19 protein-coding genes and 1 pseudogene are annotated in these 17,811 nt (G+C 44.7%); 17 read left to right on the top strand and 3 right to left on the bottom strand.

Features of this window, described 5'->3' with window-relative positions:
* Window positions 1-39 precede the first annotated feature (39 nt).
* The 4 genes from serS to R7127_RS06730 all read left to right on the top strand — a co-directional run bounded on the left by serS (window position 40) and on the right by R7127_RS06730 (window position 3,123).
* Window positions 40-1,347: a serine--tRNA ligase gene (serS, locus tag R7127_RS06745; RefSeq protein ID WP_005378225.1), complete on the top strand. Its 1,308-nt coding sequence runs from the start codon at window positions 40-42 to the stop codon at window positions 1,345-1,347.
* A 206-nt stretch (window positions 1,348-1,553) separates the two neighbouring features.
* Window positions 1,554-2,285: a hypothetical protein gene (locus tag R7127_RS06740; RefSeq protein WP_033905076.1), complete on the top strand. Its 732-nt coding sequence runs from the start codon at window positions 1,554-1,556 to the stop codon at window positions 2,283-2,285.
* Window positions 2,279-2,719, top strand: a complete 441-nt coding sequence (locus R7127_RS06735; RefSeq protein WP_033905077.1) for a hypothetical protein — start codon at window positions 2,279-2,281, stop codon at window positions 2,717-2,719. The genes R7127_RS06740 and R7127_RS06735 overlap by 7 nt, the downstream gene beginning before the upstream one ends.
* A gap of 137 nt (window positions 2,720-2,856) precedes the next feature.
* Window positions 2,857-3,123 (top strand): DksA/TraR family C4-type zinc finger protein, encoded by a 267-nt coding sequence (locus R7127_RS06730; RefSeq protein ID WP_033905078.1) that lies wholly within the window; start codon window positions 2,857-2,859, stop codon window positions 3,121-3,123.
* A gap of 69 nt (window positions 3,124-3,192) precedes the next feature.
* Here R7127_RS06730 and bioA read toward each other — a convergent pair whose 3' ends face one another.
* Entirely contained in the window at window positions 3,193-4,473 is a 1,281-nt protein-coding gene (gene bioA, locus R7127_RS06725) for an adenosylmethionine--8-amino-7-oxononanoate transaminase (RefSeq protein ID WP_033905079.1), read from the bottom strand.
* 130 nt (window positions 4,474-4,603) lie between these two features.
* On the opposite strand from bioA, the gene bioB reads away from it, so the two are divergent.
* From bioB to bioD, 4 genes are read left to right on the top strand one after another with little or no spacing between them, the layout of a single operon-like run.
* Window positions 4,604-5,656, top strand: coding sequence for a biotin synthase BioB (gene bioB, locus R7127_RS06720; protein ID WP_005378222.1), 1,053 nt, complete (start codon window positions 4,604-4,606; stop codon window positions 5,654-5,656).
* Window positions 5,643-6,794 carry an 8-amino-7-oxononanoate synthase gene (gene bioF / locus R7127_RS06715; RefSeq protein ID WP_064376604.1) on the top strand — a complete coding sequence of 384 codons (1,152 nt, stop codon included), beginning with the start codon at window positions 5,643-5,645 and terminating at the stop codon, window positions 6,792-6,794. Before bioB ends, bioF begins: the two co-directional genes overlap by 14 nt.
* On the top strand, window positions 6,794-7,615 hold the full coding sequence (gene bioC, locus R7127_RS06710; RefSeq protein WP_064376603.1) for a malonyl-ACP O-methyltransferase BioC: 822 nt from the start codon (window positions 6,794-6,796) through the stop codon (window positions 7,613-7,615). Before bioF ends, bioC begins: the two co-directional genes overlap by 1 nt.
* On the top strand, window positions 7,612-8,298 hold the full coding sequence (gene bioD, locus R7127_RS06705) for a dethiobiotin synthase (protein WP_005378217.1): 687 nt from the start codon (window positions 7,612-7,614) through the stop codon (window positions 8,296-8,298). Before bioC ends, bioD begins: the two co-directional genes overlap by 4 nt.
* A gap of 81 nt (window positions 8,299-8,379) precedes the next feature.
* Here the strand turns inward: bioD and R7127_RS06700 are convergent, their stop codons facing one another.
* On the bottom strand, window positions 8,380-8,547 hold the full coding sequence (locus tag R7127_RS06700) for a hypothetical protein (RefSeq protein ID WP_005378215.1): 168 nt from the start codon (window positions 8,545-8,547) through the stop codon (window positions 8,380-8,382).
* A 509-nt stretch (window positions 8,548-9,056) separates the two neighbouring features.
* On the opposite strand from R7127_RS06700, the gene htpX reads away from it, so the two are divergent.
* The 9 genes and pseudogenes from htpX to R7127_RS06655 all read left to right on the top strand — a co-directional run bounded on the left by htpX (window position 9,057) and on the right by R7127_RS06655 (window position 16,275).
* Window positions 9,057-9,926: a protease HtpX gene (gene htpX, locus R7127_RS06695; RefSeq protein ID WP_005388085.1), complete on the top strand. Its 870-nt coding sequence runs from the start codon at window positions 9,057-9,059 to the stop codon at window positions 9,924-9,926.
* Between the two features lie 209 nt (window positions 9,927-10,135).
* Window positions 10,136-10,555: a nuclear transport factor 2 family protein gene (locus tag R7127_RS06690; RefSeq protein ID WP_005378211.1), complete on the top strand. Its 420-nt coding sequence runs from the start codon at window positions 10,136-10,138 to the stop codon at window positions 10,553-10,555.
* A complete protein-coding gene (locus R7127_RS06685) occupies window positions 10,552-11,277 on the top strand; it encodes an SDR family oxidoreductase (protein WP_047100788.1) in 726 nt (241 codons plus the stop codon). The genes R7127_RS06690 and R7127_RS06685 overlap by 4 nt, the downstream gene beginning before the upstream one ends.
* 12 nt (window positions 11,278-11,289) lie before the next feature.
* The gene (locus tag R7127_RS06680; protein WP_213870921.1) at window positions 11,290-12,600 is read left to right on the top strand and encodes an NAD(P)/FAD-dependent oxidoreductase; all 1,311 of its coding nucleotides are present in this window, start codon (window positions 11,290-11,292) and stop codon (window positions 12,598-12,600) included.
* Window position 12,601: 1 nt separating this feature from the next.
* Window positions 12,602-13,420, top strand: coding sequence for a DUF1365 domain-containing protein (locus R7127_RS06675; protein WP_172563321.1), 819 nt, complete (start codon window positions 12,602-12,604; stop codon window positions 13,418-13,420).
* On the top strand, window positions 13,414-14,670 hold the full coding sequence (locus tag R7127_RS06670) for an SAM-dependent methyltransferase (RefSeq protein WP_025766883.1): 1,257 nt from the start codon (window positions 13,414-13,416) through the stop codon (window positions 14,668-14,670). Before R7127_RS06675 ends, R7127_RS06670 begins: the two co-directional genes overlap by 7 nt.
* Window positions 14,671-14,676: 6 nt before the next feature.
* Window positions 14,677-15,189 (top strand): annotated as a pseudogene (locus R7127_RS06665) (DUF2878 domain-containing protein).
* Window positions 15,149-15,742: a chalcone isomerase family protein gene (locus tag R7127_RS06660; protein WP_025766881.1), complete on the top strand. Its 594-nt coding sequence runs from the start codon at window positions 15,149-15,151 to the stop codon at window positions 15,740-15,742. Before R7127_RS06665 ends, R7127_RS06660 begins: the two are co-directional and overlap by 41 nt.
* Complete coding sequence (locus R7127_RS06655) at window positions 15,742-16,275, top strand: DUF3833 domain-containing protein (protein ID WP_005378200.1); 534 nt, start codon at window positions 15,742-15,744, stop codon at window positions 16,273-16,275. The genes R7127_RS06660 and R7127_RS06655 overlap by 1 nt, the downstream gene beginning before the upstream one ends.
* Before the next feature lie 133 nt (window positions 16,276-16,408).
* Here the strand turns inward: R7127_RS06655 and purB are convergent, their stop codons facing one another.
* Window positions 16,409-17,779 carry an adenylosuccinate lyase gene (gene purB / locus R7127_RS06650; protein ID WP_005378198.1) on the bottom strand — a complete coding sequence of 457 codons (1,371 nt, stop codon included), beginning with the start codon at window positions 17,777-17,779 and terminating at the stop codon, window positions 16,409-16,411.
* Window positions 17,780-17,811 lie beyond the last annotated feature (32 nt).

The following is a 17,811-nucleotide window of genomic DNA, read 5'->3' as shown; positions in this document are numbered from 1 at the left end:
AGTGCGCGTGATTTCACAACAAAAAGCATAGGATTAACAATGCTGGATTCTAAATTACTTCGTACAGAGCTGGATGAAACAGCTGCTAAACTGGCGCGTCGTGGCTTTAAGCTAGACGTAGATACTATTCGTAAACTTGAAGAACAACGTAAGTCCATTCAAGTAGAAGTAGAAAATTTACAATCCACGCGTAACTCCATCTCCAAGCAAATCGGCCAAAAAATGGCGGCTGGCGACAAAGAAGGCGCAGAAGAGATCAAGAAACAAATCGGTACGCTAGGTAGCGATCTTGATGCGAAGAAAGTTGAACTTGAGCAAGTAATGGCTCAACTAGACGAATTCACGCTTTCTGTACCAAACATCCCAGCAGATGAAGTGCCAGATGGCAAAGATGAAAACGACAACGTTGAAATCTCTCGTTGGGGTGAGCCAAAGTCTTACGACTTCGAACTGAAAGATCACGTTGACCTAGGCGAAATGGGCGACGGTCTAGACTTCGCAAGTGCAGTTAAGATCACTGGCGCACGTTTCATCGTGATGAAAGGCCAATTCGCTCGTCTACACCGTGCAATCGCTCAGTTTATGCTAGATCTTCACACTGAAGAGCACGGCTACACAGAAATGTACGTACCTTACCTAGTAAACTCTGACAGCCTATTCGGTACTGGTCAGCTTCCTAAGTTCGGTAAAGACCTTTTCCACACAGAGCCTCTAGCGGAAAAAGTAAACGACGAAGAGCCACGTAAACTGTCTCTAATCCCTACTGCAGAAGTACCTGTAACGAACCTAGTTCGTGACACGATTTCTGACGAAGCGGATCTACCAATTAAGATGACAGCGCACACGCCATGTTTCCGCTCAGAAGCAGGTTCTTACGGTCGTGATACTCGTGGTCTTATTCGTATGCACCAGTTCGACAAAGTTGAGCTAGTACAAATCACTAAGCCAGAAGATTCAATGAACGCACTAGAAGAGCTAACAGGTCACGCTGAGAAAGTTCTACAACTTCTTGAGCTTCCTTACCGTAAAGTGGTTCTATGTACAGGTGACATGGGCTTTGGCGCTCGTAAGACTTACGACCTAGAAGTTTGGGTTCCTGCTCAAGAAACTTACCGTGAGATCTCTTCATGTTCTAACATGTGGGATTTCCAAGCTCGTCGTATGCAAGCGCGTTTCCGTCGTAAAGGCGAGAAGAAACCTGAGCTTGTACACACGCTAAACGGTTCTGGTCTTGCTGTAGGTCGTACAATGGTTGCTATCCTAGAAAACAACCAAGAAGCAGACGGCCGCATTGCAATCCCTACAGTACTTCAGAAGTACATGGCGGGCGCAACGCACATCGGTTAATTCATTAACCACTAGAACACCAAAACCCAGCCTTTGCGCTGGGTTTTTTGTTATCTGCGTCGAGTGAAAATACGTTGTTATGTAATTAGCACACGCATTAGTGACGAGCTCGCCCAGAATCTGGCAGTAGGAGATAAATGATATTTTTCTAAGCGGTTTTTCACGTGACAAGCTAACGTCCTCATTTGTCTTTGTTGTTAAACGTTATGCCAGTAAATCATTTTTTATTACGTGTTATTTTTGCGCTTACCTTGCTTGTTTTCGGGAGGGTTATCGCAAGTGAACTTATTCAACCTCAATACTTAGATAGTGAGCGAACCGAACGCTTTTTTGCGCGCGAATTAGCACAACCATCCGAAGAAAGTATGCAGCTGCGTAATTCACTCGACTGGGGATATGGGCTTGAGTTGGCAAATGCGTCTGGCGATACGAAATCGGTGTCTAATTGCAAAGACTTAGCTACTGCAAACTCTGCGGGTTTTACTGCGGCTAAAGCTTATGAATACGGCGTGTTTAAAGCGTATTTAACTCAGTGTCAAACATGGAGTGAGATGGCAAAGTTAACCGCCTCCAAGCGCTCATTTATATCGAAATTTAAGTTAGACGATAACTTTCCTAATTTAACCCCAAGTGCGCTTGCTTTTGTTATTTCTAACGAAAGTGCTGAGAAAGCAAAGACACTATCAACGTGGGATGAAGCAGACCATATCCAAAGAACTCATGTCTCCAGTGAAGTGAGAGCAGAGTACTTCGACGCGACCGATGGCTTTCAAGTCATTACGATTGTAGCAAAAGGTGATTACAACGCTGACGGCATCGAGGATATCGTTATTGAGAAAGAGAATAGTGTACTCAGTGGCTCGTATTCATCTTCACATGGATATGTATTAACCCGTATGTCTGAACAGTCGCTATTTAAGGTGTTGGCTGAATGGTAATGAAACGATTGGCGGTCACTTGGGGGGTAAGTATTGCCATTATGAGCACATTTGCTGTTGCTAGCACCTCGCCTAGAAAAGTCTTTGAATGTTCAGTAAACCAAACTATGAACTTTAGTATTTCGATAGATCAAGCCAAAGGCGGGCTTATCCTTTATAAGTCTATTGCGAATAAAAGCCCAGTTTTACAGCGGATAAAACCTCAAGATTATCGTGTCGAACATTACCATCGAGCATTGGTAGATGAGAAGTCACTGGAATTTAGTATTGGTGAGCGGGTCATATTAGTCAGTGAGTACTTTAGCGAGGAGTTTGGTGAGGTAGAGAAGATACTCAGTGTTACTTTGAGAGAGCCTGAACAAATCCAGTACTTTGAATGTGAGGAAGGAAGTATGAGTAACCTTGCATTGCTTTTCCATGAGAGTGCCGAATAATCGATTACAGAGTGATTATTACCAAAACGTAATAGTGTTTTCGAGTTTACCCTAATTATCTTGTTATTTGTAATCGATATAATCATCCACCTTACCACGGTAAGTAGATTTTCTCATTCAAGTAACGAGGAGGGCTTATGGCCGTAGGGTGGGCAAACGACGATAGCGTCAGCCAACAAATTCAAAACACAATAGACGACGAGATTTCCCGTGTTCGTGGCAGTATCACAAAGGGTGAGAGCACCCATTACTGCGATGAGTGTGGTGATGAGATCCCAGAAGCGCGTCGTCTTGCAATGAAAGGCGTTCGTTTGTGTATCGAATGTCAGTCAACAATCGAATTGGTATCTCAACGCCAAGCATTGTTCAATCGACGAGCGAGTAAAGACAGTCAACTTCGATAGCTTTACTGCTCTAATAAATAACGAGACGGTTTGAGTCTCATACTCAAACCGTTTTCGTATTGAATGGAACTATGAAGCGAAGCAGTCTTTACGTTGCAACGCTGCATCAATCGCGTTAACTAGCTTCTCAATATCTTCTGGCTTGCTGATGAACGGCGGCATCATATAAATCAGTTTGCCAAATGGACGAATCCACACTCCGTGTTCAACAAACAAGGCTTGGATGGTTTCCATATTCACAGGGCGAAGCGTCTCCACTACGCCAATAGCACCCAACCAACGGGTGTTTTTCACCAAGTCGTATTCTTCAAGTTTTGGTAGTAACTCAGAAAACAGCGTTTCAATTTGTTGGGTTTGTTGCTTCCAATCACCTTGCTCGATCAATTCCAAACTTGCAGTAGCTACGGCACAAGCGAGTGGATTCCCCATAAAGGTTGGACCGTGCATAAAACAACCAGCATCACCACCACAAACAGTGTCTGCTACGTGTTTGCTCGCGAGGGTCGCAGAGAGGGTCATGTAGCCGCCAGTAAGTGCTTTCCCGACACACAGAATGTCTGGTTGAATATCCGCATGTTCGCAGGCAAACAATTTACCTGTGCGTCCAAAACCGGTAGCGATCTCATCTGCAATCAATAACAGACCGTATTTGTCGCAAAGTCTACGCACGCCTTTGAGAAATTCTGGATGGTAGATGCGCATGCCGCCTGCGCCTTGAACAATAGGTTCTAGGATCACCGCAGCAAGTTCTTGATGGTGCGTCTCAATCTTGTGCTCGAAGTCGGTAAGGTCTTCTGGCTTCCATTCATCCCAATAACCACAAGTTGGTGACTCCGCAAAGATATGCTCAGGCAAAAAGCCTTTGTAGAGAGAGTGCATTGAGTTGTCAGGATCGGTGACCGACATCGCCGCAAACGTATCGCCGTGATAACCGTGTCGCAAAGTAAGAAACTTCGGTCGGCGTTCGCCTTTTGCATGCCAATATTGAAGTGCCATTTTTAAGCTGACTTCTACGGCAACAGAGCCTGAATCGGCAAGGAATACATGTTCAAGATTACTTGGTGCTAGGGATAGCAACTTCTTACACAAACTGATTGCTGGCTGGTGGGTAATCCCGCCAAACATCACGTGAGAGACCTTATCGATTTGCTGGTGAGCGGCTTGATTTAAGTGCGGATGGTTATAGCCGTGGATCGTCGACCACCAAGAAGACATGCCATCGACCAGCTCAGTACCATCTTCCAATTTAATGTGCACACCATTTGCCGATGCCACTGGGTAGCAGGTCAGAGGTGTCAATGTAGAAGTGTAAGGATGCCAGATATGCTGGCGGTCGAAGGCGAGATCCATGTGCGATTCCAATAATAATTTAGATTAAAAAACAGACAGATGTAAACTTTGTTCTTTTGCGTCGTGTTGACAGTTTATCGAGACTCAGTAGACTGTCAACACAACAACAAAAGTGACTAAAGGAATACACGTGGAAGTTCGTCATAACTGGACGCATGCTGAAGTGCGCGATCTCATGGAAAAACCATTCATGGATCTCCTATTCGAAGCGCAGCTTGTACATCGTCAATATCAACAAACCAACCATGTTCAAGTAAGCACGCTTCTGTCGATTAAGACAGGTGCTTGTCCAGAAGATTGTAAGTACTGTCCTCAGAGTGCTCGTTACACCACAGACATCGAAAAAGAGCGTCTGATGGAAGTAGAACGCGTACTCGATGCTGCGCAAAAAGCCAAAAATGCTGGTTCTACTCGATTCTGTATGGGCGCAGCATGGAAAAACCCGAAAGAGCGTGACATGCCACATTTGACCGACATGATCAAAGGCGTGAAGGGCATGGGTTTAGAAACGTGTATGACATTAGGCATGCTGACGCCAGATCAAGCAAAGCAATTGGCAACCGCAGGTCTGGATTACTACAACCACAACCTAGATACCTCACCTGAATTTTACGGCAACATCATTACCACACGTACTTACCAAGACCGTTTAGATACTTTGTCTCACGTTCGTGATGCTGGCATGAAGATTTGTTCCGGTGGCATCATCGGCATGGGTGAAAGTGCTAACGACCGAGCTGGTTTGTTGGTTGAATTGGCTAACTTACCGGTACACCCTGAAAGCGTTCCAATCAACATGCTCGTGAAGGTAAAGGGGACACCACTGGAAGAAGTGGATGATGTTGAGCCTTTCGATTTCATTCGCCTGATTGCGATTGCACGAATCATGATGCCTCAATCAGCCGTTCGTTTATCCGCTGGCCGTGAAAACATGAACGAACAAATGCAAGCGCTGTGTTTTATGGCGGGTGCAAACTCCGTTTTCTATGGCTGCAAGCTTCTGACCACGCCAAACCCTTCTGAAGACAAAGACATGATGCTGTTCAACAAGCTCGGTATTAACAGCCAAGAGGTGTCTCAAAAGCCTGATGAAATCGAAGAAAACGAGTTACTCGATCGCGTCGTAGAGCGCGTTGCTGCCCGTCCGACAAAAGACGACCTTTTCTACGATGCCAGCGTTTAAATCTCGTATCGAGTCCGCCCTTGCTGAGCGTAAAACGCAAGGGTTGAATCGTTCTATGAATGTGGTGTTTGCCGGTAACCAGTCCGTTTTGGAACACGAAGGTAGACGCTACATTAATTTCTCAAGTAATGATTATTTGGGATTGGCTAATGACCAAGCGCTTGTTCGGGCTTGGCAGCAAGGTTTAAGCGTATATGGTAGTGGCAGTGGAGCATCACCGATGGTGACTGGCTTTAGTGCCGCGCACAGCAATTTAGAAGCCGCACTGACCGAATGGTTGGGTTACGACAGAGCAATTCTGTTTGGTTCTGGATTCAGTGCTAATCAAGCCTTGTTGTTCACCTTGTTGGAAAAATCAGACGTATTGATCCAAGACCGTTTGAACCATGCCTCACTGATGGAAGCGGGGGCGTTGTCACCAGCTAAGATGAAGCGCTTCAAACACAATGACATCGAGCACCTAAAGTCGCTGATTAATAGCGAAGACAACCATCTAGTTGTGACTGAAGGGGTATTCAGCATGGACGGCGACTGTGCGCCGCTTAGCGATATAGCTGAAGTCACTCGTAGTCATGATGCTTGGTTTGCTGTCGATGACGCTCATGGTATTGGCGTTCTTGGTCAATCCGGTGGTGGTTCTTGTGAGTTGGCAACGGTTAAACCCGAGATACTGATCGTTACTTTCGGCAAAGCGTTTGGTATGTCTGGCGCGGCTATTTTATGTGACCACGCAACGGGGGACTTTTTAACTCAGTTTGCTCGTCACCATGTGTATTCCACAGCGATGCCTCCGGCACAAGCCTATGCGCTAACGCATGCGGTTTCTATCGTTCAAGAGCAGTCTTGGCGACGTGAAAAGCTTTCAGAGCTTAGTGAAGTGTATCGAGACTGCCTCAGCGATCTGGAGGGCTTTGTTGAGACTCAGACTTCGATTAAGCCGTTTGTGATTGGTGAATCTGAACTGGCTTTGCAGGTTGCGAGCGCTTGTCGCCAAAACGGCATTTGGGTTACCGCTATTCGACCACCGACGGTACCTAAAGGGACGTCTCGCCTTCGAATCACACTCACTGCCAATCACACCAACGAACAAGTTAAAACGCTTTCAATGGCATTGAAGCAAGCATTAGGAGCGCTGTAATGGATAATGCAACTACCGCATTAGCGCAAACGCTCGCGTTAGAGAGTTTCCATCAAGATAAAGACGCGATTGCCTCTTCGTTTGGTAAAGCAGCAGAAACATACGATAAACATGCGGCTTTTCAACGTGATGTCGGGCATCAGCTGCTTGATAAACTTCCTGAAAACTTGACGGGAAAACGTGTATTGGATTTAGGTTGTGGCACGGGTTATTTCTCCCAACTACTTCAACAACGCGGTGCGGAAGTAGTCTGCGGCGATATCTCTCAAGCCATGTTAGATAAAGCAGAGCAGCGTTGTGGTGCAGTACGAATGCACTACCAAGTTGCTGATGCTGAAAACTTACCATTTGACGATGATAGCTTCGATTACGTGTTTTCAAGTTTAGCGCTGCAATGGTGTACAGATTTAAGTTACCCACTAAAAGAAGTGCGCCGCGTGCTAAAAAATGGTGGGAAAGCGTGGTTCTCTACACTGGTTGATGGATCACTGTATGAGCTGCGTGCATCATGGGAAAAAATTGATGCATATCAACACGTCAATAACTTTCTAACGCTCAATCAGGTAAAAATTGCGTTAGCGCAATCTCGATGTGACAGCCATCAACTAGACTTGACCACCATCACAGTTTGGTACGACTCTGCATTTTCAGTTATGCGTGACCTCAAAGGTATAGGTGCAAATCACGTAAGCGGGCGCCCACACGGTTTAACTAGTCGCGAGACTTTGTTAAAAGTTGAGCATGCGTACCAAGCGTTTAAAAACGATCAAGGTCTTCTACCTGCAAGTTATCAGGTTTGTTTTGGAGTAATACATCTATGATTGATGCTTTTTTTATTGCTGGTACGGATACTGATGTTGGAAAGACGGTAGCGTCTAAAGCCATTTTGCAAGCGATCGCTGCAAAAGGACTAAACACTATTGGTTATAAGCCAGTGGCAGCAGGGAGTGACAAGACTGAAGCCGGATGGCGTAACTCTGATGCTTTACACTTACAAGACGCCGCAACACTCGATGTGGCCTATGATGATGTGAACCCATACGCTTTAGAGTTGCCTGCTTCTCCCCACATTGCAGCGAAGCATGAACATGTCGAAATAAGCTACGATGTTCTGAGTCAAAAACTGGCTCAACATAAGCAGCAAGCCGATGTTGTTCTCGTTGAAGGTGCTGGAGGCTGGCGTGTGCCAGTATCCGATACGGACTGTTTATCTACATGGGTAAAAGAAGAGCAGTTACCTGTTGTACTGGTGGTTGGCATTAAATTAGGCTGTTTGAGCCACGCTTTACTCACAGCAGAGAGTATTAAAGCGGATGGTTTGAATCTTGTTGGCTGGGTGGCAAACCGCGTCAACCCAGGCACAGAGCACTACGCTGACATTATCGAGATGCTAGAAGCACGTATCGATGCACCTAAGCTTGGGGAAATTCCATATATTCCAAGTGCTAAACGTAAAGAGCTAGGCAAGTACATTAATGTAGAGCCGTTGCTAAACACTGACTAATGGTGTTTAGGGTAAAAGACTAAAAAACCAAAGGGCTGCGCAATGCGGCCCTTTCTTGTTGGTGTAACCTAAAAAGTCAGATTACTTATCTTGGCTGAGCCCCATCAATGCTTGTTGTGTTTCTGCAACACGCTGAGACATATGATGATCGGTTGAAATACCAAGTTGTTGCTTTGCCTCGTCCTCTGAGATGCCTAGGTGACAACGCAGTAAATCAATAGCCATTTGATAGTCGTTAGTTTCTACCATGGTTTTTCCCTCAATACATGGAGTTCTTGAGCTCACCCAATGCACTTTTTGCAATGTACTTAGAGTGGCTCTGTTTTGTTCATCTCATTCGAATTTAGCATGTCCATGTAGCCGCACAATAAGACCAAAGTCTATAGCAGAGCTAACGTACTGTTTTTGGTCTATTAAAAAATTTCTAGCTAAGTTGCTAAGAGGTGATAGATTTAACACCAAGATCATCTATCAATAGATGATGGGTAGCTCAGAGCTTATTTTATCATTTTGATAAATGTATATGAACGGAGGTTCCGGCTCCTACCAAAGCATGTTTTGAAATCGCTTGAATCAAATATTTCAGTCCCGAAAACAAATGTTGCAATTTATTGCTTAACCTTGTTTTTATCGCGGATAGACTATATCTATAACGCACGGAACATGAAAATCAACGGAATTGGCTTTTATAGCGATTACCATTTGTTCCTTATAACAATCCGTTTTAAAAAAACGATAAGCTTCCTCGGAGAAAAGTAATGAAGCGAATTATGTTATTCCTAGCAACTAACCTAGCTGTCGTGCTAGTGCTTAGTGTTGTTCTGAATATTGTTTACGCTGTAACTGGAATGCAACCAGGCAGTCTGTCAGGTTTACTTGTAATGGCTGCTGTATTTGGTTTTGGTGGCGCATTTATTTCGTTGATGATGTCAAAGGGTATGGCGCTACGCTCGGTTGGTGGTATGGTCATTGAAAGCCCGCGCAACGAAACGGAGCATTGGTTAGTCGAAACTGTGGGTCGTCAAGCTCAACAAGTGGGTATTGGTATGCCAACGGTGGCTATTTATGATTCACCAGATATCAATGCATTTGCGACAGGTGCAAAACGAGATGACTCTCTTGTCGCCGTTTCTACTGGTCTTTTACACAATATGACTCGTGATGAGGCAGAGGCAGTACTTGCACACGAAGTGAGCCATATTGCAAATGGTGATATGGTCACGATGACGTTGATGCAAGGTGTCGTGAACACGTTTGTTATCTTCCTATCACGCTTTATTGCCAATATCGTGGCATCGAACGATGATGAAGAAGGCCAAGGTACAAATATGATGGTTTACTTTGGCGTATCCATGGTGCTTGAACTGGTATTTGGTTTCCTAGCTAGCTTCTTGACTATGTGGTACAGCCGTCATCGCGAATTCCACGCGGACGCAGGTGCTGCGCGCCTCGTTGGCAAAGAAAAAATGATTGCGGCTCTAGAGCGTTTGAAGGTGAGTCATGAATCTCAACTGGATGGCACCATGATGGCGTTTGGTATCAATGGCAAGCAGTCGCTGACTGAGCTATTAATGAGCCACCCTCCGCTAGATAAACGTATTGCAGCGTTGCGAGGCCAGCAATACTAATTGTTCCTACTTAAATAATTGTTAATCTGCTGAAAAGGCTTGGTTTTGACCAAGCCTTTTTTTTCGCCGATTGATCGCGTGCGAACTTCATCACGTACTACTTACAGAAATAAAGTTATACAAAATTATTTTTGTACAACTTTGGTGGAATGAACTATCTTGTACATATAATAATTTTGTACAACTTAATGGGCGTGTAGGAGTAAAAAATGGACATACAGTCTGTTGGCAATATCTATCAAAAGCTCAACAAAGCGAACTTACATCTGCTTAAGGATATATATCACCAAGATGTAGTATTTGAGGACGCAGCGCATCGTTTAGAAGGATGGCCAGCACTTTCGGATTATTTCACCTCATTATATGCCAACGTCATCAGTTGTGATTTTGTAATCCATGAGCATCAACAAGTCGGAGATACAGGCTTCCTAACTTGGACAATGGACCTTCAGCATCCCAAACTTCAGAAGGGTGCGCCTATTCTCGTCAATGGTGTTTCGCACCTCAAATTTAGCGAAGGTCAGGTCATTTATCACCGAGACTATTTTGATCTCGGAGAGATGCTCTATGAGCATTTACCGTTACTTGGTTCAGTCGTTAAAACCATCAAGCAGAGGTTAGGACAATGAACAACACCATCTTAATCACAGGCGCCACCTCCGGAATAGGAAGGCAGCTTGCCCTAGATTACGCGAACTCAGAATGGAATGTGATTGCTTGTGGTCGGAATCAAGATGTTCTTGCAGAACTGGAGGCAGTTTCCTCCAAAATTCATACATTGCAGTTTGATGTGACAAATTATGAGGAAACTCAGCAGGCGCTCTCTAATTTGCCATTTACGCCAAACACATGGGTTTTTAACGCAGGCGATTGTGAGTACATGGATGAGGGAGTGGTCGACGCGAAACTCATGGCGCGTGTGATGAACGTAAATGTTGTCGGTGTTGCCAACTGCGTTGAAGGCTGCCAAGTGCATTTAGAGAGAGGGCACCGCATTGTTATTGTTGGCTCTATCGCATCAGAAGTGGCATTGCCTCGTGCTGAAGCTTACGGCGCATCCAAAGCGGCAGTCAGTTATTTTGCACGCACGCTCGCCGTCGACTTGAAAAAGAAAGGGATCAAAGTGGTAACGGTGTTTCCTGGTTTTGTTGAAACGCCGTTGACTGACAAAAACGACTTCGAAATGCCAATGATCATTTCTACTCAGCAAGCGTCGGACTCTATCAGGAAGCAGTTAGCCGCCAACAAGACCTATATCTATTTCCCGGCGAGATTTACCAGTATTTTACGTTTTATCTCGTTACTTCCATACAGTTGGCAAGCTCGCCTAACTGCTAAACTCGTATCATAAGAAGGAATAAAAATGAAAACAGCAGGAAGAAAGAAGATAGCGATTGTGGGAACGGGAATCTCTGGCCTTACTTGTGGTTATTACTTGCATAAAGAACATGATGTAACGCTGTTTGAAGCGAACGATTACATCGGTGGCCATACTGCAACCGTTGATGTGAGCCTTGATGGTAAAGAATACGCGATAGATACTGGGTTCATCGTCTATAACGACCGTACGTACCCTAATTTCATTAAAATGATGAGCGAGATTGGCGTTGAAGGTCTGCCGACTCAAATGAGCTTCAGTGTCAGAAATGATGGGAACGGACTAGAGTACAACGGCCACACAGTGTCGACATTGTTTGCTCAAAAACGTAACTGGGCAAACCCTAAATTTTATCGATTTATCTTCGAGATACTTCGTTTCAATAAACTTGCCAAGCGCTTCGCTAGCGAGCAATCCTCGCACTCTCAGACGTTAGGTGAGTTCCTTGATGAACACAAATTCAGTGCTTTCTTTACCGATAACTACATATTACCGATGGGTGCTGCGATTTGGTCGTCGACTTTAGCTGACATGCGTGCATTCCCTCTTATGTTCTTCTTACGTTTCTTCCTCAACCACGGTCTGCTAGATGTGACTAACCGGCCACAATGGTATGTGATTAAAGGTGGTTCACGTTCATACATTCCACCATTGACCAAAGGCTTTGCGGAGAATATTCGTCTTAATAGTCCTGTCGAAAAAGTGGTTCGCAACGAAAAAGGGGTTGGCGTTCAAGTTCGCGGAGAAACGCATTGGTTTGATGACGTTATCTTTGCTTGTCACAGTGATCAAGCAATGAGAATGCTAGAGGATATCAGCCCAATTGAGCAGGAAATCTTGGGGGATATGACATACCAAGCAAATGAAGTTGTTCTTCATACCGACTCTGCCGTACTACCAAAACGTAAGGCAGCATGGGCATCATGGAACTACCTATTGGAAGGAAGTGAAGAGGAACAGCAACGCCTCCCTTCGCTCACTTATAACATGAACATTCTTCAGCATATTCAATCAGAACACACGTTTTGTGTAACGTTGAACAGTACTGAGCAAATTAACTCAAATAAAGTCTTGCGTTCGTTCACTTATCATCATCCAGTATTCACCACTGAGTCTATTGCAGCGCAGCAGCGCAAAGATGAGATACAGGGCAAAAAAAGTACCTGGTTCTGCGGCGCTTATTGGTACAACGGTTTTCATGAAGATGGCGTGCGTAGCGCGCTTGATGTTGTGAAAGAACTAGAAGAAAAGTACCGCGAACAAAATGTGGTTCCTTTCGAAAAAGGCGCAGCGTGATATGGATAGCGAAATGAACAGCCGATTGTTTATAGGCAACGTTCGTCACCGTCGATTCACGCCGGTGAATCATGAGTTGAACTACTCTTTATTTATGCCCGCCATCGATGTAGACGAGATCGATGCTTTAGAGAAAAAAGTATGGGGTTTTGGTTCGCGTTGGTGGCATTGGGCTCGCTTCAAGCGCAGTGATTACATTGGTGAAGGTAGCGTCAAGTCGGCAGTGCACAGCAAAATTGAAGAACTGACAGGTGTTCGCTGTACCGGCAAGGTAATCGCAGTCTGTCACTTGCGTTATCTAGGACTTTATTTCAGTCCCGTTAATTTCTACTACGTTTATAACACGGAAGGAGAATGGAAGTATCTCCTCGCAGAGGTGAGTAACACTCCTTGGAATGAACGACATTACTACGTGGTGTCAGCAGATAAAGAAGAAGAAAAATTTGGTTGGGAACAAGATAAAGCATTCCATGTTTCACCATTCAACCCGATTGACCAACTCTACCGCTGGAGAATTAAACCTTTGACAGACAAGTTGAATATTCATCTTGAATGTCACAAAGGAGAGAAACACTTTGATGCCACCATGGTTATGAAAGCAAAGCCACTTTCAAGCAAAACCTTATTGAGGTGTTTGATCGTTACACCAATACAAACGGTAAAAGTAATGGTTGGTATTTATTGGCACGCATTAAAACTTTGGGTGAAAGGCGCACCTTTTTATTCTCATCCTAAATATTCAACGCATGAAGAAATAGAAGCCGATATTGAAAAAACAGACAAAAAAAATAAAAAGCACAAGGAGAATTCTGCATGTTAAATACTAGTTCTATGACATTGCCGCGTAAATTGACGACAACGCAAAAAGCGGCTCGCGGAGTTATTTTTCAATGTCTGCAAAAAATGGAAATCGGCTGCTTAACAGTTATTGAAAGTTTTAAGACGGAAACGACAGAGCGAAGCGAGCGTTTTAGTGCGCCAAATGGGGAGTACAGTGGTCAACCTGTTGTCGCTACTATAGAGGTAAAACATCCAGGCTTTTATTCACGGATCTTGCAGGGCGGCAGTATTGCTGCTGGTGAGGCTTATATGGATGGGTGGTGGGATAGCCCCGATTTAACCTCATTAATGAAACTGATGGCCCTTAACATGCGTGCTCTAGATAAACTCGAAGAGCAAGGCAGTTGGTTGACTAAAATACTGTACAAGTTCAGCCATTGGTCAAACAGAAACTCTGAAGAGAACTCACGTAAAAATATCCATGCGCATTACGACTTGGGTAACAACCTATACGAAGCGTTCCTTGACACCAATATGCTGTACTCGTCGGCGCTTTACAATCATGCGGACGACTCTCTAGAGCAGGCTCAAATCAACAAAATGGATCGTCTATGTCAGCAACTTGAGCTGAAATCTACCGATCATGTTGTTGAAATTGGCACTGGGTGGGGCGCTATGGCGATTTACATGGCTGAACAATACGGTTGTCAGGTCACCACAACAACGATATCTGAAGAGCAACACGCGTACGCGGAGCAAAAAATCAAAGAGCGTGGCTTAGAAGACAAAATCACTCTACTCAAAGAAGATTACCGAAACCTAACCGGCACTTATGACAAGCTCGTTTCTATTGAAATGATTGAAGCTGTGGGCAAACAATTCCTGCCTTCGTACATTAAGGTCTGTGAGTCTTTATTGAAGTCTGGTGGCTTGATGGCGATTCAAGCGATTACGATTGCCGATCAGCGTTACGATTACTACAGTAACAACGTCGACTTTATCCAAAAGTACATTTTCCCGGGTGGTTTTTTACCGTCGGTAACCTCACTAACCCAAGCAACAACAAAGTACAGTGACTTAGTGACGCGAGACTTGTTCGATATTGGTTTGGACTACGCCAAGACGCTGAACGAATGGCACCTTCGTTTTAATCGAGCAGAGAATGAAGTGCGCTCGTTTGGCTACGACGATCGCTTTGTGCGTATGTGGCGCTACTATTTGAGCTACTGTGAAGGGGGCTTTTTGGCTCGCACGATCAGTGCAGTTCACATGACGTTTCAACGCCCGTAGTTCGTTATGAAGGTATTTCTTGCTTCGACATGGTTCCAACTCTGCTGGTTTGCAGCGGTGCTTGGAACCTATCAATGGCAATGGGTGACGTTATTCCTTACTTTGGCAACCCTACTATATTGTTTGAAAACTGACGCATCTTCGCTCAAAAGTATTGGTGTGATCGTCACGAGCGGGCTCGTGCTTGATACGCTCAATCAACAACTCTCGGTCTTTGTCTTTCCAACCCCATGGCTGCCAGTCTGGTTATTATGCTTGTGGGTTTTGTTTTCTTGGTATGCCTATCAACTTAAGTCAATTTTGTAGCGTTTCCCAAAAACCTACGTATCAATAGTAGGCGGACTCGGAGGAACAGTGAGCTACTTTGCTGGCTATAAGCTCCAAGCCGTTGAATTTGGATTTAGCACTGGCGCTACACTGGCAATGTTGTTTGTCGAATGGTGCGTCATGATGCTCTTGATACTCAAGGTGTACGGAAATGAAAAGCTTGAAGAGAGTTTTAACTCAGAGACTGACTAGGTTGCTTGCGTTGGTAATAGTAACTGGTTCTTTTGCTCTGCAAGCTCAACCCGTTGGAAACAGCGAAGCTGCTAGCAACATTGCTAATTGGAAGGGATGGAAAACTGTTGGAGAAGCCCAACTTACCTGGTTCATCTTCGATATTTATCACTCAAGATTAAAAGCGCCTGATGGAAAGTTCATCGTAAGCGATGACGTATCGCCACATCCCCTTGCGTTGGAAATTAATTACAAGAGAGACATCAGTAAGCAACAGCTGCTTGATGTGACGGATGAGCAGTGGGCGAAATTGGGTTTTACGGACTCATATCGAAAAGCCTGGATCAGCGAGCTCGATCGTATGTTTCCTGATATTCAAAAAGGTGACGAGCTTACTTATCTAACAGATGGAAAATCTGGTCAGCTGTTTTATAAGCAGGTTGGGGACGTGCAAGTAAAGAACGTTGGCATCATTGAAGACGAACGAATGAACGATGCATTTTTAGCTATATGGTTATCACCCAACACAGAATTCCCGAAACTCCGAAAACAATTGATAGGGCAGGTTAGATAGTGCTTAAACGAATTTTTAAATCAGCGACTTTAGTGGCAGCTGTTTTTCTTTCGGCATGTTCCGCAGACATTGATAATTACCGCTCTTCTACACCGACTTTTGACGTATTCGGTTATTTCGAAGGCGACATAAAGGCGTGGGGGATGGTGCAAGATTATACCGAACAGCAAACCCGTCGCTTTGAAGTCGATATAGTGGGTACTGTAGAAGGTGATACGCTGACGCTGGTGGAAGACTTCGTGTTTGATGACGGAGAGGTGGACCAGCGAATTTGGGTTATCACTAGATTAGAAGACGGTAGTTATGAAGGTAAGGCAGACGATATTATAGGTGTAGCAACAGGGGAAGAGCAGGGCAATGCGCTACAGTGGCAATATGACTTTGAGCTACAAATGGAGGATTCATCAGTGACGGTTGCTTTTGATGATTGGCTTTATCGTCAGGATGACAGACACGTTTTCAATCTAACGAAAATAAAAAAGTTTGGTGTGGAAGTAGGAACAATAACCTTGTTCTTCCAAAAGCAGCCATAACAAATGGGGCTGATCTTCAATTAATAATCCATTCCATATAACTAAAATTATTTTCTCCCGACCTAACTCCCCTAACTAAAAAAGGTTGACGCTTTCGCGTCAACCTTTTAAGTATCTGGTCGTTACAGGAGTATTACAGCTTATCTGTCAGCTCGATTGCTTGACCGATATAGTTCGCTGGTGTCATTTCTTTCAGACGTGCTTTCTCGTGCTCAGGAAGCTCAAGACCGTCGATGAAGTTACGCATTGCTTCGCCGTCTACACGCTTACCACGAGTTAGCTCTTTCAGCTTCTCGTATGGCTTCTCGATGCCGTAACGACGCATAACGGTTTGTACTGGCTCAGCTAGTACTTCCCAGTTCTTGTCTAGTTCAGCAAGAAGCGCTTCACGGTTTACTTCTAGCTTGCTGATGCCTTTAAGTGTCGAAGTGTAAGCGATGATAGCGTAGCCAACACCAACACCAAGGTTACGTAGAACCGTTGAGTCAGTTAGGTCACGTTGCCAACGAGAGATAGGCAGTTTCTGTGCTAGGTGGCCGAATACAGCGTTCGCAAGACCTAGGTTACCTTCTGAGTTTTCAAAGTCGATTGGGTTAACTTTGTGAGGCATTGTTGAAGAACCGATCTCACCAGCAATAGTTTTTTGCTTGAAGTGGCCTAGTGCAATGTAACCCCAAACGTCACGGTCGAAGTCAATCAGGATAGTGTTGAAACGAGCGATAGCGTCGAACAGCTCAGCGATGTAATCGTGCGGTTCGATTTGAGTTGTGTAAGGGTTCCAAGTTACGCCTAGAGACTCTGTGATGAACTCTTCAGAGAACTTGTGCCAATCTAGCTCTGGGTAAGCAGAAAGGTGTGCATTGTAGTTACCTACTGCACCGTTGATTTTCGCTAGGATCTCAACGTTTTCGATTTGCTTGAATTGACGCTCCATACGGTACGCCACGTTTGCCATTTCTTTACCCATAGTAGATGGAGAAGCAGGCTGACCGTGTGTACGAGATAGAAGAGGAATGTCGCGGTATTCCACTGCTAGTGCTTTGATAGCGTCGATTAGGTTACGGATTTCTGGAAGAATCACGTTCTCACGCGCTTCTTTAAGCATTAGAGCGTGTGATGTGTTGTTGATGTCTTCAGAAGTACATGCGAAGTGGAAGAACTCGTTTACTGCGTGCAGTTCAGGAACGTCTGCTACTTTCTCTTTTAGGAAGTACTCAACCGCTTTTACGTCGTGGTTAGTTGTACGCTCGATCTCTTTGATACGGCGTGCATCTTCTTCAGAGAAGTTTGCAGCAAGGTCGTCTAGGAATTGGTTTGCTTCTGCGCTAAACGCTGGCACTTCTGCAATTTCAGCAGTAGCAGCAAGCTTTTGTAGCCAGCGGATTTCAACGATAGTACGGTACTTTAGTAGACCGTATTCACTGAAAATTTCGCGTAACGCAATTGTCTTGCTTCCGTAACGGCCGTCTACTGGTGAAACAGCAGTCAATGCTGACAGTTCCATGATGTTCTCCTGAATTGGGTTTCTAAATTTCG

Origin of the sequence: Vibrio sp. 1159 (assembly GCF_033340395.1) — a bacterium.
GTDB classification, from domain to species: domain Bacteria; phylum Pseudomonadota; class Gammaproteobacteria; order Enterobacterales; family Vibrionaceae; genus Vibrio; species Vibrio alginolyticus.
Note: the sequence above shows the minus strand (reverse complement) of the source record. Positions and strands in the feature narration are given on the sequence as shown.

Bases quoted from the DNA above. Each gene is read 5' to 3' on its own strand.
- bioA (WP_033905079.1), bottom strand. From the start codon at position 4,473: ATGGATCTCGCCTTCGACCGCCAGCATATCTGGCATCCTTACACTTCT.
- R7127_RS06735 (WP_033905077.1), top strand. From the start codon at position 2,279: ATGGTAATGAAACGATTGGCGGTCACTTGGGGGGTAAGTATTGCCATT.
- htpX (WP_005388085.1), top strand. From the start codon at position 9,057: ATGAAGCGAATTATGTTATTCCTAGCAACTAACCTAGCTGTCGTGCTA.
- bioC (WP_064376603.1), top strand. From the start codon at position 6,794: ATGGATAATGCAACTACCGCATTAGCGCAAACGCTCGCGTTAGAGAGT.
- R7127_RS06730 (WP_033905078.1), top strand. From the start codon at position 2,857: ATGGCCGTAGGGTGGGCAAACGACGATAGCGTCAGCCAACAAATTCAA.
- bioD (WP_005378217.1), top strand. From the start codon at position 7,612: ATGATTGATGCTTTTTTTATTGCTGGTACGGATACTGATGTTGGAAAG.
- R7127_RS06700 (WP_005378215.1), bottom strand. From the start codon at position 8,547: ATGGTAGAAACTAACGACTATCAAATGGCTATTGATTTACTGCGTTGT.
- serS (WP_005378225.1), top strand. From the start codon at position 40: ATGCTGGATTCTAAATTACTTCGTACAGAGCTGGATGAAACAGCTGCT.
- R7127_RS06660 (WP_025766881.1), top strand. From the start codon at position 15,149: ATGAAAAGCTTGAAGAGAGTTTTAACTCAGAGACTGACTAGGTTGCTT.
- R7127_RS06675 (WP_172563321.1), top strand. From the start codon at position 12,602: ATGGATAGCGAAATGAACAGCCGATTGTTTATAGGCAACGTTCGTCAC.
- R7127_RS06685 (WP_047100788.1), top strand. From the start codon at position 10,552: ATGAACAACACCATCTTAATCACAGGCGCCACCTCCGGAATAGGAAGG.
- R7127_RS06670 (WP_025766883.1), top strand. From the start codon at position 13,414: ATGTTAAATACTAGTTCTATGACATTGCCGCGTAAATTGACGACAACG.
- R7127_RS06680 (WP_213870921.1), top strand. From the start codon at position 11,290: ATGAAAACAGCAGGAAGAAAGAAGATAGCGATTGTGGGAACGGGAATC.
- purB (WP_005378198.1), bottom strand. From the start codon at position 17,779: ATGGAACTGTCAGCATTGACTGCTGTTTCACCAGTAGACGGCCGTTAC.
- R7127_RS06740 (WP_033905076.1), top strand. From the start codon at position 1,554: ATGCCAGTAAATCATTTTTTATTACGTGTTATTTTTGCGCTTACCTTG.
- R7127_RS06690 (WP_005378211.1), top strand. From the start codon at position 10,136: ATGGACATACAGTCTGTTGGCAATATCTATCAAAAGCTCAACAAAGCG.
- bioF (WP_064376604.1), top strand. From the start codon at position 5,643: ATGCCAGCGTTTAAATCTCGTATCGAGTCCGCCCTTGCTGAGCGTAAA.